The sequence below is a fragment of the Paenibacillus sp. 1A_MP2 genome, assembly GCF_052244825.1.
Lineage (GTDB): Bacteria > Bacillota > Bacilli > Paenibacillales > Paenibacillaceae > Paenibacillus > Paenibacillus vandeheii.
In genome coordinates this window covers 956,034-972,428 of sequence record NZ_JBQQCS010000001.1, presented here as the reverse complement: position 1 = coordinate 972,428, position 16,395 = coordinate 956,034, and the positions used below count along the sequence as shown (strand labels likewise).

The window sequence follows — 16,395 nt, the reverse complement described above, 5'->3', positions numbered from 1 at the left end:
TCAATGAAAGGGTGGTCTGCATGGAAATGCTCCAGGATTCTTTTGGCAGAATACATGACTACATCCGTATTTCGGTTACGGACCGCTGTAATTTGCGTTGTGTGTACTGTATGCCCGAGGAAGGCATGGAATTTGCCCCGCATGACCAAATTATGAGCTATGAGGAAATTGCCCAGGTGCTCAAAGTGTTGGCTCCTATGGGAATGCGCAAAGTCCGCCTGACCGGAGGCGAGCCGCTGGTACGGAAAGATTTGCATAGACTCGTAAATATGATCTCGGCCATTGACGGGATTGAAGATATTGCTTTGACGACCAATGCATTGTTGCTGGACAAACAGGCGCGAGCTCTGAAAGACGCCGGACTGAACCGGATTAACATCAGTCTGGATTCCCTGCAGGCGAGCCGTTTCTCCATGATTACTCGCGGCGGGGATGTAAACAAGGTACTGAAAGGCATAGAAGCTGCCACGGCCGTTGGACTTGCTCCGATCAAGCTGAATGTCGTCTTAATGAAAGGCATCAATGATGATGAGATTAAGGATTTCATTGCCATGACCATAGATCAGCCACTGCATGTGCGCTTCATTGAATACATGCCGATTGGGCAGGCTTCCGATTCATGGCGCAAATCGTACTTGCCGCTGGAGGCTGTTACGGATGTATGTGCAGAAGCGGGTTGGACGGTGGAAAGTACAGCGGGGCCGGCAGGGAATGGTCCATCTCGGAATATGAAAATTGCCGGTTCACAAGGTACATTCGGATTGATTCATCCGGTGAGTGACCACTTCTGTGACAACTGCAACCGTCTCCGCCTTACAGCAGACGGGCATATCAAAGCTTGTTTGTACTGGTCGGATGAATACAATATTCGCCGCTTCGTGGATGATCCCGATGCCATGGCAGCACTCTTTCTCAAGGCTCTTGGCACTAAACCGAAGAACCATGAAATGGCGCTGGCATTGGAGCAAAAAATGCAAAGTCATACGCCGACGGTACGACGCATGTCCCAAATCGGTGGATAAACAAGCATTTTACTTCTAGATACATGCATATTGATACTAATCTGCATGTATCTGAACAATCCAATATCCATAAACAACATGACCTGCTTTACGTAACTTTTGTGTGGATCATCGTTATATCCCAAGCTGCTGAAGGACCCAAGGCCCTCAGTAGCTTTTTTTGTCACTTCATCATTCCATGGCCTAATAAGATTCATTGATTTTCCTGATTTCATGATTAAAATAAAATTAATCTCTCCATGCCCTCGCCGGGCCTTCAGGAATGCTGTAATTGTGACGATGTATATACCATACATCAAGATTATACGTACCCATAAATAGGAGTTGATTCGATTGAATATTGTTGAAGCACTTGTGGCAGCAAGCCCGTATTTTAAAATCATGCTTAAGGAAAATGATTTGATGATTGCTGTTACCGATATGGAGCAGTTCCGGTATTACGTACGAAGCGAAGATCTCGATCTGGGCATTCAGGCCGGAGATCCCATCTCGCTGGACGATCCTACTCTGCGCCGGGCACTTATAGATGGTGAGACTTCAGCCAATCGTATCGATGCCAAGTTTTATGGTACTCCTATCAACTCGGCAGCCACCCCGCTTCGCGATGAAGCAGGCCATATCGTCGGTGCCCTCGCAATTGGATTTTCACTCAAAAACGAGGAACAACTGGAGCATCTCACAGAACTGATCGGCGGCATCAGTGGCAGATTGACGGAAATGGTACAGACCGTAGCTGCCCAATCCCAGCAGCTGACCGCATCATCTTCGCAAATTTTGGACAACACACGGATGGCTGTGCAAAACTCCAGTGAAGTCACCAAGGTCGCTTCCTTCATTCGTGAAATTTCGGAGCAGACGAACCTGCTGGGCCTGAATGCTGCCATTGAGGCGGCACGAGCAGGAGAAGCAGGAGCCGGATTTGGCGTCGTTGCTACCGAGGTACGCAAATTATCGACCGGTACCAAAGAAGCCACAGTGAACATCGAACGTTCCTTGAAGGAAGTACAGCATTCCATTCGTCAGATGGAACAGGAGATTACATCCATCGCCCAATCCAGCAACCAGCAAGCCGAGCTCGTCACCGAGTTCAGCGAGGTGATTGATCAGCTGAACAATGCATCCAGGGATCTCAAAGCATTCATTGAATCCATGCTGTTAAAGGCGGAATAATATAGAAGACTTATTTGGCGCATAACGCAAGCATATAAAGAATCCCCCGCACGTTTAACATGAGGGGATTCTTTTCTATTTTCAAAATCAATACCTTCCCATAACATTCCACTCCATTACGAGAAGGCCAGCTTCCACAGCATCATGCCCGCCATTCCGACCATGACTACAGCGGACAACCGATTGAAGAAAACACTGACCTGCCCCGTATGATCTGTTCTCCCAATAAGTCTGCCTGCACCTGCAAGCCCCAGAAACCAAATCCATGATACCGCTGCCGCCGTTATGGCAAAATAAATGCGTGCCTGTCCATCATACTGAAGTGAACTGGTGCCGATCACGGCCACCGTGTCCAGCAAGGCATGCGGATTAAGCAAGGAAACGGAAGCAGCAAAGGCAATCTGCCTTCCCGCAGACAGCACTGCTGCTGAACCATTCGCAGGCCCGGATGACCTCCAAATGCTCCATGCCATATAGAGCAAAAATAGACTCCCTCCTGCATACAATACAGTCGCCAGCAGCGGCCATTGCAGCAAGATGAGCGACACCCCTCCGACCGCTGCACCAATCAACAACGTATCACTGATTCCTGCGGTTAATATCGCTGGCAGCGCCCGCGTATAACTTCGCTGACTCATACCCTGATTAAAAATAAATACATTTTGTACACCGAGTGGCAAGATCAGGCCAAAAGCCAGCACCACCGCGTGAATAATTACACCCATCGTTCATCCCCCTCATATTTGTCTCCATATTAAATGGGATAACGCCAGACGTAACCAACCACTTGGATGGCATTGAACCCAACCAAATGATATAGTGTTCGAAATAAGAGAAAACGTAAATCCCATCACTCATTCTATAAAGGAGGCGAACCTGCCCATGAATCGTTCCGATTCTCGACAGGGGGGTAACTGGAAGCCGGACCCCTCCCATTCCTTACCTCTGTACCGACAGATTGAATTCTATATCAGCGAGAAAATCACGGCCGGGGAATGGACAGCAGGCTACCGACTTCCTTCACAACGGACATTGGCTCAATCCATGGGTGTGAACCGCAGCACGCTGGTCACTGCTTTGGAAAATCTGGCCGCCGCAGGCATGATTGAAGGTAGGCATGGCGGCGGAACATATGTCTGTGGCTCTGGCTGGCATGTGCTTGCTCACGGAGCCCTGCCCAACTGGGAGGAAGCCATCGAAGAGGGCTGGTATTACCCCAATCTGCCCGAGGTACAGCAGATTAACCGGGCTGAGTTCCAGCCAGGCATTATCAGGCTTGGAACAGGTGAGCTTGCCCCTGAGCTGATGCCCCAGCAGGCTTTTAACGACATCCTCCATGCTCTATCCCGTCGTTCTCGTACATTAAACTACCTCGAACCTCAGGGTAGTCTGGAGCTCCGACAGGCTTTGTCCGTTTACTTACAAGCAAGTGGCATACAAGCCTCCCCTGACTCCATTTTGATCGTATCCGGCTCTCTCCAGGCGCTGCACCTTATTTCAGTTGGACTCCTGCCCCGCGGATCGGCAATCCTGCTGGAGAAGCCATCTTATCTGTACTCCATTCATGCCTTTCAATCCGCCGGGTTGAAAATGAGCGGCATTCCGATGGATGCCGCGGGATTGCACATTCCACGTCTGGAAGATGCCGTCCAGAATGCAACCAACAGAGACCGCATCTCGCTGCTATATACGATTCCGAGCTTCCACAATCCTACCGGCTCTGTCATGAGTGACAGCCGCCGGGAAGAGCTGCTCGCCACAGCGCGGAACACCGGCATCTCCATATTGGAGGATGCCGCCTACAGCGACCTGTGGCTGGACGAGCCCCCGCCGCCATCGCTGAAGGCGCGCGACAAGGAAGGACGGGTGCTTCATATGGGCACCCTGTCCAAAGCGGTGAGCCCCGGTCTGCGCCTCGGCTGGCTGGTTGGCCCAGAGCCGGTCATCCGTCGCCTCGCAGACATCAAGATGCAGACGGATTATGGCACCAGCTCCCTCGCTCAAGAGGCTGCTGCGCTCTGGTTTGCCGATGGATACCATGCGCAGCATATGGATCGTCTACGACCAGAACTTCGTAGACGCAGAGAGTTCATGCTTGATCTTCTGCAATGCGATTTCAGTGAACTTGCTGAGTGGAGCATACCCGCCGGGGGCTTTTATATCTGGCTCCGATTTACGGTTGACCCACTCTCCATTCGCGAACTGTTCCATGCCTGTCTGGACAATCATGTGCTGATTCATCCGGGTTATCTCTATGACCGCCTGGATGCTGACCATATTCGTCTGTCCTACGCCTATGCTTCACCGGATGAGATGGAGCGAGGTCTCTACTTGCTGGCACAGGCAGTCAAGAAGCTAATGGCATGATGAAATGAATGCAATGAAAAAACCGCCTTGACCGGAAGGAATGAATCCCTCTGATCAAGGCGGTTTGTTTGAGTTTTAGTATAAATGAGACTGATACATTCAGATCGCAGGTTTTCTTATCCTTTTACCGCACCCTCTGCAATACCCTCCATGATGAACTTTTGGAAGAACGCATAGATGAGAACCACCGGGATCGCGGTAAGTACCAGGGAAGACAGAATCAGCGGCCATTCCTTGTTGTATTCGCCAAACAGCATGTTGGTGGACAGAATCAGCGTATAACGATTCACATCCGTCAGCATGAGCAGTGGCAGCAGGAAGTCATTCCAGATCCACAGGAAGTCCAAGATGGCGATGGTGACTGTAATTGGCAGCAACAGTGGGAAGATAATCTGGAAGAACGTCTGGAACTCATTACATCCATCCATCTGTGCCGACTCTTCCAATTCACGCGGGATGGACTTAACAAACCCGTGATACAGGAAGATCGCCATGTTCACACCAAGTCCGATATAGATCAGGGCCAGGCCGTATGTGCTTCCTTGAACGTGAAGTCCTTTGGCAACCCGTGTCAGCGGAATCATGATCGAGTGAAAAGGTACGAGCATGGATGCCACGAACAGGAAGAAAATCAGGTTGCTCAATCTGCCCGAGGTACGCGACAGCTTGTATCCGGCCAATGAAGCACAGAATACGATACCGCCGATGCCCAGGAAGGATACGATTGCCGAATTCAAGGAGCTGCCCAGCAGGTTGATTTTGTTAAACGCATCCGAATAGTTTTCCCAGTGAAATGTCGTAGGGAGCGCAATAAAGGACTGAAACATTTCGCCTTGTGTTTTGAATGAGTTCACAATCGCCATGTAGATTGGCAGCATAGCGACGAGGGAGCCCAGCACCAGCAGCAGTCGAATCAGATAGCTGTTAATTCGTTGCATCCTCATGCTTCCACCTCTTTCTTCTTCATCACCGTAATCTGAATGAGCGTGAAGATGAGCACGATGACGAATAACACAACCGACTTGGCACTGGCATATCCGTATCTAAAATTGTTGGAGAATGCCTCTTCATAGATATTCATCGTAATGACCTGAGTGGCTCTGCCCGGACCGCCACCTGTCAGACCGTAGACGACTTCAAATACTTTGAAGGCTCCGTTCAGTGTCAGGAAGAAACAGATCGTCACGGCATGCGTAATCATCGGCAATACGACATTACGTAGTACCTGGAACGCGTTGGCTCCATCGATAACTGCCGCTTCCTTCAGACTTTTCGGTACACCCTGGAGTGCTGCCAGATAGATGATCATCATATACCCCACACCATTCCAGAGCGATACGATCAGGATGGAGTAGAATGAAAATTTAGGATCACCCAGCCACTGCTGATCCAGAAAGGACACGGCCAGCTTCTCGGCCAGCTGCGGCAGCACCTGGGAGAAGATGAATGTCCACATAAAAGCGCTGATGATCGTACTGATCATATTCGGCATGAAAAACAGGGTCCGGAATAACCCCTTGCTGCGCGTCCGTGTCTCAATGAACACGGCGAGCAGCAAGGCAATCCCGTTTTGCAAAATCAGCATAAACACCACATATTTCAGCGTGAACCACAGGGAATTGAGAAAGTCGGGATCTTCCTTGAACAGTTCCACGAAGTTCCCCAGACCGATAAAGCTGTAATCCCGGTTTAGACCATTCCAGTCCGTCAAGCTGTAGAACAAACCGCTAAATGTGGGATACAGCAGGAAAATGGCATAGATGACAAAGGCAGGCGCAGTGAACACGAGCAGTGACAGATACTTCTTGAACACATTCGTAGCCATTGGTTCTCCCCCTTTCACTCTAAGCAGACTCGTGTAAACGGGGAACGATGACCGTTCTGCCCAGCCGTTTCATCTGCTTACTTGTTGACTTTGTTGTAGGATTTCCACGCCTTGTCTAGCGCATCAATCACCTGCTGCTGATCCAGTTGTCCGGAGTAGTAACCTTGCAGTGCTTTGCCTGATTCATCCTTAACCGCTTGAGGAATGGATGGATCCTGATACGCTTTGCCTTCGTTAACATATTTCAGGGCATCGTCTACCCATGGGAAGCTTTTGAAGTCATGAATTTTGGCAACCGGATTGAATTTCAGTGCTTCATAGAATGCACTTGAATCCTTGTCATCGAGAACATAGTTTACGAAGTCGAGTGCCACTTCCTTGTTTTTGCTGGAGGAAGATACGGCCAGTGACGTCGATGTGCTCAGATTGATTTTGGTATCATCCGGATTGTCATTGATCGGCAGTGGAGCTACGCCGAAGTTGATGTCCGGGTTGGACTTCAGGATGGTCTCTGCGAACCAAGGTCCCTGAATCCACATTGCTGCTTTGCCTGTTGCAAAGGCTGCCGAACCATCATCGCCGCCCACTTCAAGCGCTTTCTCTGTTCCATTGGCATTGACGAGATCGAAGATGTCGAACAATGCTTTCATATCCGAGAAGGAACCTTGATCCTGATTCATCTTATCCAAGAAGTCCTTGTGTTCTGACTGAGTCAGTGCACCTACGGTAAGTGGCAGGAAGAGTTGTGGAATCCAGGCTTCTTTGTACGACAGTTCAAACGGTGTGATGTTGACTGCTTTCAGCTTCTCCACGACCGCTTTCATTTCCGTCAAAGTTGTAGGTACCTCTATCCCCTGCTCTTTGAAAATGTCCTTATTGTACAGGTATCCCCAAGATAGCGTTTCCAAAGGAACAGCCACGACTTTACCCGAAGCATCCGTTACGGAAGGTTTAACAGAATCAAGTAATTTATCGACAAAAGGCTGACCCGAAAGGTCTTCCAGATAACCCGCTTTGCTAAACGGTGGAATCTCATTCACCGCATGAAGGGCGAACACGTCCGGTGCATCATTGGAGGCCAGTCGTGTTTTCAGAATCTGCGGCGCATTATCTGCTGGCGGCATCTCCAGCTGCACGTTGACTTCAATATTTTTTTCGGCTTTCTCCTTGGCTTTGAACTGTTCTATATATTTATCGTAATGTTCTTTCAGCCGCGGCTGTGCAATGAATACTTTGAGGGATACCGTACTGCCTGATGCAGCTCCCTCCGTCGAACCATCCGTACCCGCATTGGAGCCGCAGCCTGCGAGCAGAACACTCACAAGTACCGCACTTGCTACGCTTTTCCATACTTTCATCTCTTATGACCTCCCGGTGTAACTGGTTTGTCTTTCATAGGATCATTATATATCACGAAATGAAAGCGCTTCATTGGACAAAATTAGACTCGTTTATTGGATTATTTTAAACCTTAATCCAGTAATCAACTCTCTGGGAATGAATTATTCGGGGCTGTTACCTGACATACGAGGCTGTCCCTTCCGCATCTCGCCAGGGGAAACGCCGAAGTGTTTCTTGAATACCCGGTAAAAGTACGATACATCCTCATAACCAGTCATCTCGGCAATATGTTTGAATGGAATCTGATCATCCAGCACCCATTCCTTCGCTCTTGCCATGCGTAACTGTACGATATAATCGGTCACATTCACGCCGTATTCTTTTTGAACACCTTGCTGAGATATTCTTTGCTGACAAAAAAGATCTGAGCCAGCTGCTCCAGCGTAATCATCTCCATGCAGTGCTGCTCAATATATTGCTTCACCTCATCCAGGTTGAGCTTGTTCTTGAATTTGCGCTGCGCAATCAGCTGCTCCAACGAAGTATAGTAAGGCGCGGATACCCACTCCACAGCTGATCCGATGGACGCCAGAGCAGCCGGTGGCGGGAGCACAGCCGCTACAGGTTGCTCGCATAAACCATTGGAAACACACAGCTCACCCAGCAGCGTCTGCAATTCATATGCGATCCGCCCAAGCTGTTGAGGCCTTTGAATGCCACTGGTATCGAGCCGTTGCTCCAGCTGTTGGAACAGCTCCCGTAATCCCTGAACGTTCAAGTCGTTAAAACGCAGGCGTGCCTGATGCTGGAACAGCGAGAATTCCCCGGAAAAAGCCGAAGGATACGGTTCCCAGGATTCCGGTCCGGATTCGGTCTTTTCCAATTCTCGTTTACATTTAGCCAGAACGTTATTCAATTCATCGGGATTCACCGGCTTGAGCAGATAATCAGCGGCACGGTGATGAATCGCATGTTTCGCATAATTGAAATCATCATATCCACTGACCACAATCACTTTGATATGCGGATATTGTGCGCTCAGCGTCTGGAGCAGCTCCACACCGTCTCTACCCGGCATACGCATATCTGTAATAATAATATGGGGTTGGTACTGCTCTACTAGCTGTATCGCCTCTCCGCCATCCTCAGCTTCACCTGCAACCACCATGCCCAGCTCATCCCACGTGCCCAAATTGCGTAAAATATCTCTGTTCCATGGCTCGTCGTCCACTAAAACCACTCGATAATAATCCTTGTTCACGAGATCTCGCCTCCTGTATGGCAAGGAATTCGAACAGTGACACTGGTTCCCTGTCCTTCCCCACTCTCCATGTTCATGCCGTATTCAGGCCCAAAGTGCATCACGATGCGTGATGCGGCATTGACCAGTCCAATGCTTGTCCCCGAGCTCCATACTCTGTCCCCTTGCTGGGACAGCTTGGACAATCTGGATTGCATCTCGGCCAACCTCTCTTGATCCATACCCAACCCATTATCGGAAATGCGGATGGTTACTTCATAATCCCGTCGAACAACTTTAATGTTCAATTTCCACTCTCCCTGCTTTCTCTCCAGACCATGGACAAATGCATTCTCCACAATCGGCTGCAGGGACAACTTGGGAATGTAGCAGTCACCCAGCCCGCCTTCAATCTCCAGTTTATATTCAAGCCTGCTGGCAAAACGCTGCTTCTGGATGAGCATATAATGTTCCAGTTGATCCAATTCGGACTGCAATGGCACGAGACCATCCGGCGCTCTGACAATATAACGGAACATCTCACTTAATGCACGAATCACTTTGTAGCTATCTGCCGGCTTCTGTGAGTACACCATACCTCCGATCATCTGCAATGTGTTTTGCAGAAAATGCGGGTGAATCTGGGACTGAAGCGCTTTGAGCTCAGCAGTCTGTTTCTCCAGATTCATCAGATAGTTGTCCCGGATATGTTCCCGGATGCGACTTGCCATACCATGCAGATTTTTCTCCAGCAGGCCAATCTCATCCACCCGACCACTGCGCACCACTTCCTTGTCCTTGATCAGTTGGATGCCCTTCATGGAATTCGCCAGAGTAACAATCGGTTTGGATGTTCGCCATGCCACGAATGCTGCCAACAACACCGAAACTACGGTAGCCAACCCGCCCACAACAAGACCATACTTCATCGTTTCCAATGCACTCTCATTGATGACATGGGAAGGAACAATTTTGATCAGCCGCATTCCTGACGGGTCAATGGCATGATAAAATACATATTCCTTGGCTGTTCGAATGAAACCGGAACTATCCTTCGTAGCTGCGAGTCTTTCCAGCGCTTCTGCTGAAGGCTGTATCTCTTTGTTGGGCTGATAGACCGGACTTCCCGTACTATCCGCGATGTACACCGAATAATCTCCCCGGCTGTCCAGCAATTCCAGCGTCTGATTGAATTCGGCCCATTTGACTTCCAGACTGATTGCACCGATCTGCGCCTGATCCTCGAAACGGTTCATGCTGCGGGTCATATGAAACTTCTCCGCATCATTCGGATCATTAATAATCGTAAAGTCCTTATGCTGCTCAAAAAGCTCATGATATGCCGAAGGAATGTCCGGGACTGATCTGATTCGGCTCTCCATTGAATTGAAGGTGAACAGCGTATCCAGTTCCTTCAGGTATAATTCCACACCAAATACATAGTTGCCAGCCGAATAATAGACACTGTTCAGCATGTTGAACACCGCCTTCTGTTCATCGAATCGGCTGGCAGCCGGAGCATCCTGATTCAATGCCAAGTATTGATGCAGCTCATCACTGATCTGAATGGAATAGATGAGATTGTTCATCCGCGCGAATTGTTCACCCAAATAGATGGAGGCCCAATTCATATTCGCACGGTTGGTTTCCATAATCTCTTCTTCCATGGAAGAGCGGGTATTCTCGGCCGCTACAACCGTCATAGCGATGACGGGCAAAATGGCCAGAAACGTCATGGTGAGGATTAATTTGTTGCGAATGCTGCGTTTGAACGGATCAATAAGCTTCCGATATAATTCGGTAAACACGAGGCATCCACTCCTGAGCTATGAGCTAAAATAAGATAAACGCCCCAGCGTGAAGCCGAGGGCGCTTTGGTCTTGGTATTCTTTTTATAATCATTGAAAACAGACTTGTCAATTCATTTATGATTTCCCATTATTGCTCAATAATGCAGAATCCCCACGGTTCCAGTTCAATGTTGTGCCCTCCGGACACCGCTGTTCCTGCCAGAAGTTCCGTTCCGTCTCCGTAGGCATTCACGAACGAAGTCGCCTGATCGGAGTAGTTAAAGAAATACCGAATCGTATTGCCTTGCTCATTCACTCCGCTCTTCACGATGATTGGAAAAGCCAATTCCTGATCAGTTCCCCATAGTCCGGCTTCCTTCATAACACGCTCCAGCACTTTGCGGATCACCGCGGAGCTGGTATAACATCCAACGTACGTTGCTTTGCCCTTGCCATAGGCATTCTGGGTAATTGCCGCATATTCACCCCAGTGTGGATGATCGTACCAGGCCAGTACTTCAGCGGTTGTTGGTGTAATGAGCTCCATCCAGGTGTGAATCTGATTCTGTTCCTCTCCAACCTCGAACGGATCATCTCGCAGCGACACATTTTTCGGCTCAACGAACAGGTTGTAACGGATGCCACAAGCCTCACTGATCAGTCCAGGCTGGCGGGTAGAGCGAACCTTAATGTGTTCATTGGCGAACCCGCTCTTAAAGGAGTAAACGACATGCCCACCATCCAGTACAAATTGGTTCAGCCTCTCAAGCAAGGCATCGGAAGCTGCGTACAAAGCAGGCACAACAATCACATCATAGCCTTCATAACTCTCAACAGACGGATCAATCAGATCACAGCCTATGTTCATTTTGTATAATTCGTCATACATCCAGCGGATAACGTCGTTGTATTTTTTGTCACTGGTAAAATTAAACCCGAACCACTTGATCGCCGTCAATGCCTCATTGCTGAACAGCACCGCTACTCGATTTGTTTTCTTCAAATTCACCAGCTGCGGGCTGAGTCTGGCAAAATCCCGGCCGATCGTCTTGGCCTCGTTGTATACCGGATTCGGTTCGAAATCGTGGCTCAGCAATCCTTTCCAATACGTCTCAAACGAATTATGCAAGGAATGCCAGTGCCAATAAGCGACCATGTTGGCTCCGGAGGCCAGGTGGCTAAACGCCTGAAGGCGAAGCTGTCCCGGATAAGGAACCCAGTGCCAGAATGCCTGCGCTTCCGTCTCCAGTACGAGATAGTTCGATTGTTTGGTGGAGCGCGCGACGTCACCGCCGAATGAAATCTCAATGCCGGTCAGCTCATCCTGCGACGGATGATAGATGTCCACACTGGTGATGTCAAAAGGCTTGGATGCGGCAAAATGGTCCACATCCCCTTGAATGCCGTACGAATATCCACGCCAGTCGAAGTCAAAGTTCTGGGTGACAAACTGTCCTTCCTGTTTATACTCATTTACAATCCCGACCTGCCACGCTAGAAAGTTGGTTACCAGCTGGCGCTGGAATTTGGCAAATTCAGCTCCGAGACTGCCATTGATCGTACCGACAACTGAAGGGAAGTCCTCCCAGCTATTGATGCGGTTACTCCAATAATCCAGGCCAAATTCCTTGTTCAGATCATCCAGTGAGCTGAACTTGTTACGCATATATTTGACGAATTGCAATTGTACATTATCCCCAGCGGTGTTGTAATGCTTCGTTTCGTTATCCGTCTGATAGCCAATCACGGCAGGGTGTTTGCTGACACGGGATATCAGCTTGCGAATGATACGTTCTGCATAGAACAGGTATGTCGGATGTGTAATGTCCATAATTTGCCGCGCACCATATTTTCCGGGTCCCTGCACGGTCGTTGCCAGAACCTCCGGGTGCTCCTTGACCATCCACGTCGGAACAGCATACGTAGGCGTGCCCACAATGACCTGAATGCCCGCTGCGTGCATGGCATCCAGTACACGACCTACGGAGGAGAAGTCGAAGACACCACTCTGTGGTTCATGCGTACTCCAGGTGGATTCCGCAATCCGTACCACATTAATGCCCGCATCCTTCATCATCTGAATATCCTTGTCCAATCGCTCGTAAGGCATATATTCATCATAATAGGCTACCCCGTATAATAACTTGTCCATATTAAAATCCCCTTTTCATCTGGAAGTATGGAGCTCTTGGCATTTATACAAAATGAAATAATTCAATTGATAAATGATAACGTTTACATTAATATCTATTGAAGTACATTAGATGCTTAGCCATCAGTTCAAACGCTCACCCGTCCTACGATTTCCATCGTTGGCGTTAATCTGATTATAATAAAGTATACTATGGGTGCCGATTGTACAAAGCGAGTAGTTTTTACCCTTTTCCGAGGTGAATCTCATGGATATCCGATCACAGCTTCGAGAAATGCCACATCATACAATGGCTCACTGGCTGCCTATTATCGACTGTAACATTAAATTCTATGGAGCGCACAGCCAACAAGTTCCATACGGTTGGGCGATGCCGGAGGAGTCCCATCCGGGCTTTGAAATGATGCTGATTATAAAGGGTACTCAGGAGAGCGTGATTCACGGGTATACCTATACGGTTGAGGAAGGTTCCATTCTGCTCATTCCACCCGGATTCAAGCATACAAACCAATGTGTATCACCGGAGGGCATGACGTATTTCAGCGCTCATTTTAATGTGGATGATCCTGTATTTACCCTGAAACTGATGTCCCATCACAGCCGAATCTATGAGGCAGGCACTACAGATAACATGCAAATGCGTCCCGTCCTGGAGAACTGGATGAACATGATCAGAACATCGGAGGCATACACTTCCACAGACAAATTTATAATGCAGGCACGCATGTTTGAACTATTTGCCCTGCTGTCCCAGGCTGCGGATCGTGAACCGTTGTCCAACCGATCTGAAGCTTCGCCTAATGCTCCAGCTCCAGCAGCGATGCATTATGCAGGGGCCATCGCAGAAGCCATCAAACAAGCATTCCATACGCAGCTGCGCATCAAGGAGGGCAATGTATCCACCGTCAAAGTGGAGCAAATCATATCCTCGTTTGGCATCAGTCCAGGATATGGGCTGCAGATCTTCCGCAAGGTGTACGGACAATCTCCACGGGCGTATCTGTCCAGCATAAAGCTGCAGGAAGCCAAAGTATTAATTGAACAGCCCAAGCTCTCTTTGAGTGAAATTGCATGGAAGCTGGGCTATACCCATCTGTCACACTTCAGTCGGCAATTCAAACGATGGACTGGCCAGAGCCCACTTCAGTATCGCAACGGGGTTCAGGATATATCTAACGAATCGGGCCCAGTGCACCAGAGTTCGCGGACCACTTTGGAATGAGGTAGGTATAAGTGATTGGCTAGATGTTAAATGTGATGATGAATGACTCATGGTTAGGGCGTCCTATCGATTACGAATAAACTCATAGTCTTCCGGGGTATTCATATTGCTCAGCTGAATTGCCACATCATGGACGCCAGCGCTTTCCAGCTCGTCCACGTCGACATATCGGCAGCCCATCTCTTCAAGCCACTCAGTTACTCTTAGTCTGTCCCCTGTTAAGCGCTGTTCAAGTTCGGGGAGAACACGTTTATGGTAAGCACCCGCAAGCGGATGAACCCGCCCTGCCAATCGCGGAACGATCGCATGATGCTCTTGAGCAGACTCAGTGAGCCTCTTCATGCCTTTGAAAAAGGATAGCTCTAACAGCGGCATATCACAGGCACAAACGAGGTTCCAGTCCGTCTCTGAGGCTTCCAGCGCGGCATGCAGTCCTGCGAGCGGCCCTTTCCCGGGTAATCATCCTGAACGCAGTCGTAGGGCAATGCGTTGTACGCTGTCGTGTTGTTTCCTGCGGAAACGATTATACGATTCACAGCCGGTGTCATCGCTTGGATAACCTGTTCCAGCACGCTGGAACCATTCCATTCCAATAATGCTTTATTGGAACCCATACGGCGGGATAAGCCGCCTGCCAAAATAATACCTGTCCATTCTATTGTGCTCACAGCCATCCTCCTCGTTCTATAAACGTATTCTATACATTGAATACCCTTTCAACAAATGATACATTGAAGAATATGATCCTGAAAGGAATGGCTCTATTGGACAGATCTGCACCCGGAAGAGGCAACCCCTCTTTGGTTTCGCTGAAACTATATAACTTTTTCATTTATGGAGCCATTTCAATCTTCGCCGGTTTTCTTCAGTTGTATTTGCAGGAAATCGGTATGACCAAATTGGAGATTGGCAGTCTGATGGCGATTGGTCCGTTTGTATCCTTGTTCGCTAATCCGTTCTGGGGCTTCTGGAGCGATAAATCACGCAATATTCGTATTATATTGATGATGATGATGGGCGGCACCTTTGTGCTTGCTCAGACCGTATTCTATGCGCCTACGTATGCCTGGATCTATACAGCCATGATCTTTTTTATTTTTTTCAAAGTCCTTTGTTTGCTCAAACCAACAGCCTGATTCTCGGTTATATTGATGGAACTACTCAGAAATTTGGTACGTTCCGGCTTTGGGGATCGCTGGGCTGGGCTCTGACCGCTGCAGCTGCCGGACCGCTCATTGACCGCCTGGGTGCAGGCAGTGTATCGATTGTCTTTGCCTTCATGATCGTCATTGCCTTTATCTTTGCCTTGCTCCTACCCAGACAGCCGATCGCTTCAGATACCCCTGTAGTGAGCTTTCGACGTTTCGGCAGAGTCATGTTTAATCCGTACTTTATGATCTTTATCGGGCTTGGTGTGCTGGTATCCGTACCCAACGCCATGAACAGTACATTCATGTCATTGTACATCGTTGAGATGGGTGGCGATAAACAGATGGTTGGCTGGGCCATCTTCTCATCATCCATACTTGAAGTCGGTGTGTTCCTGCTCCTGGACCGTTTTCTCAAGCGTAAAATGAGCATGCTTCTCGCATCGCTGATATGGATCAGTCTGCTGTTCGCCATCCGCTGGCAGCTCATGGCTCTGGCAAACAATCCTTTGGAGATTGTATTCATCCAGCTCATGCATTCCATTACATTCGGCGGATATTTCTATGTCGGGACCCAGCTGACGATGCTGTTCATTCCAAGGCCGTACCGCTCGTCTGGTCAGGCCGTGTATACGATGGCCTGGGGCGGCATATCCGGTGTCATTGCCGGCCTGTTCGGCGGTTGGCTGTTCCAGAGCTTCGGTGCTGAAGTGATGTATAAGATCGGAGTATTCTTCTCCCTGATTGGTGCTGTTGGGTTTGGGATCATGTGGTTCTCGAACCGCCGCAATGGTTATCAGCCAACGGTGCTGACGGAAATGGGTGAGAGGTAATCTTTTGTTGGCAAAGGTTGAACCTTGCAAGATTTACACTGGAGCACTACGAGGACAGAACAACCTTCCGATCGCTGTTATCTCCGAATTTTTTTGATTCCCTTCTATAAGGGTAAAATTCGGAGATAAAGGCGAACGCTCCGCTTCTCCAGCTTTATTCTGTCCTCTCCGTTATGGTGTAAATAAAAAGTTCAAACAATCAAACAAAAGATTAACAATAGTAGTAATAAAGAAAAAGGCGTCTCCAGGCTTATTGCCCTGGAGACGCCTTTTGCGTTTATAGAT

Annotated in this window: 12 protein-coding genes and 2 pseudogenes; 5 read left to right on the top strand and 9 right to left on the bottom strand. The window is 48.9% G+C overall.

Translation table 11 applies throughout. The features are described from left to right. Nucleotides 1-20 precede the first annotated feature (20 nt). Both moaA and ACTWJ7_RS04775 read left to right on the top strand, forming a co-directional pair. On the top strand, nucleotides 21-1,022 hold the full coding sequence (gene moaA, locus ACTWJ7_RS04780) for a GTP 3',8-cyclase MoaA (RefSeq protein WP_301880243.1): 1,002 nt from the start codon (nucleotides 21-23) through the stop codon (nucleotides 1,020-1,022). 333 nt (nucleotides 1,023-1,355) lie between these two features. Next, complete coding sequence (locus tag ACTWJ7_RS04775; RefSeq protein ID WP_301880244.1) at nucleotides 1,356-2,192, top strand: methyl-accepting chemotaxis protein; 837 nt, start codon at nucleotides 1,356-1,358, stop codon at nucleotides 2,190-2,192. 116 nt (nucleotides 2,193-2,308) lie between these two features. On the opposite strand, the gene ACTWJ7_RS04770 is transcribed toward ACTWJ7_RS04775, so the two are convergent. Next, the gene (locus tag ACTWJ7_RS04770; RefSeq protein ID WP_301880245.1) at nucleotides 2,309-2,917 is read right to left on the bottom strand and encodes a LysE/ArgO family amino acid transporter; all 609 of its coding nucleotides are present in this window, start codon (nucleotides 2,915-2,917) and stop codon (nucleotides 2,309-2,311) included. Nucleotides 2,918-3,074: 157 nt separating this feature from the next. On the opposite strand from ACTWJ7_RS04770, the gene ACTWJ7_RS04765 reads away from it, so the two are divergent. Beyond that, nucleotides 3,075-4,559 carry an aminotransferase-like domain-containing protein gene (locus ACTWJ7_RS04765; protein WP_301880246.1) on the top strand — a complete coding sequence of 495 codons (1,485 nt, stop codon included), beginning with the start codon at nucleotides 3,075-3,077 and terminating at the stop codon, nucleotides 4,557-4,559. Nucleotides 4,560-4,675: 116 nt separating this feature from the next. Here ACTWJ7_RS04765 and ACTWJ7_RS04760 read toward each other — a convergent pair whose 3' ends face one another. The 7 genes from ACTWJ7_RS04760 to ACTWJ7_RS04730 all read right to left on the bottom strand — a co-directional run bounded on the left by ACTWJ7_RS04760 (nucleotide 4,676) and on the right by ACTWJ7_RS04730 (nucleotide 12,907). Continuing rightward, nucleotides 4,676-5,503 (bottom strand): carbohydrate ABC transporter permease, encoded by an 828-nt coding sequence (locus tag ACTWJ7_RS04760; RefSeq protein WP_024632759.1) that lies wholly within the window; start codon nucleotides 5,501-5,503, stop codon nucleotides 4,676-4,678. Next, the gene (locus ACTWJ7_RS04755; protein WP_301880248.1) at nucleotides 5,500-6,384 is read right to left on the bottom strand and encodes a carbohydrate ABC transporter permease; all 885 of its coding nucleotides are present in this window, start codon (nucleotides 6,382-6,384) and stop codon (nucleotides 5,500-5,502) included. The genes ACTWJ7_RS04760 and ACTWJ7_RS04755 overlap by 4 nt, the downstream gene beginning before the upstream one ends. A gap of 77 nt (nucleotides 6,385-6,461) precedes the next feature. Beyond that, entirely contained in the window at nucleotides 6,462-7,742 is a 1,281-nt protein-coding gene (locus tag ACTWJ7_RS04750; protein WP_301880249.1) for an ABC transporter substrate-binding protein, read from the bottom strand. A 144-nt stretch (nucleotides 7,743-7,886) separates the two neighbouring features. Further along, complete coding sequence (locus ACTWJ7_RS04745) at nucleotides 7,887-8,096, bottom strand: helix-turn-helix domain-containing protein (RefSeq protein ID WP_443145166.1); 210 nt, start codon at nucleotides 8,094-8,096, stop codon at nucleotides 7,887-7,889. Next, complete coding sequence (locus ACTWJ7_RS04740) at nucleotides 8,093-8,986, bottom strand: response regulator (RefSeq protein WP_443145165.1); 894 nt, start codon at nucleotides 8,984-8,986, stop codon at nucleotides 8,093-8,095. The genes ACTWJ7_RS04745 and ACTWJ7_RS04740 overlap by 4 nt, the downstream gene beginning before the upstream one ends. Next, a complete protein-coding gene (locus ACTWJ7_RS04735) occupies nucleotides 8,983-10,773 on the bottom strand; it encodes a sensor histidine kinase (RefSeq protein ID WP_301880250.1) in 1,791 nt (596 codons plus the stop codon). Before ACTWJ7_RS04735 ends, ACTWJ7_RS04740 begins: the two co-directional genes overlap by 4 nt. Before the next feature lie 130 nt (nucleotides 10,774-10,903). After that, the gene (locus tag ACTWJ7_RS04730) at nucleotides 10,904-12,907 is read right to left on the bottom strand and encodes a beta-galactosidase (RefSeq protein ID WP_301880251.1); all 2,004 of its coding nucleotides are present in this window, start codon (nucleotides 12,905-12,907) and stop codon (nucleotides 10,904-10,906) included. Nucleotides 12,908-13,154: 247 nt separating this feature from the next. Between ACTWJ7_RS04730 and ACTWJ7_RS04725 the strand changes: the two genes are divergently transcribed. Then, nucleotides 13,155-14,129: an AraC family transcriptional regulator gene (locus ACTWJ7_RS04725; protein WP_301880253.1), complete on the top strand. Its 975-nt coding sequence runs from the start codon at nucleotides 13,155-13,157 to the stop codon at nucleotides 14,127-14,129. A 63-nt stretch (nucleotides 14,130-14,192) separates the two neighbouring features. Here ACTWJ7_RS04725 and mobA read toward each other — a convergent pair. Continuing rightward, nucleotides 14,193-14,743, bottom strand: a pseudogene (gene mobA, locus ACTWJ7_RS04720) (molybdenum cofactor guanylyltransferase). A gap of 126 nt (nucleotides 14,744-14,869) precedes the next feature. Here mobA and ACTWJ7_RS04715 point away from each other — a divergent pair. Next, nucleotides 14,870-16,110 (top strand): annotated as a pseudogene (locus tag ACTWJ7_RS04715) (MFS transporter). The last annotated feature ends 285 nt before the right edge of the window (nucleotides 16,111-16,395 follow it).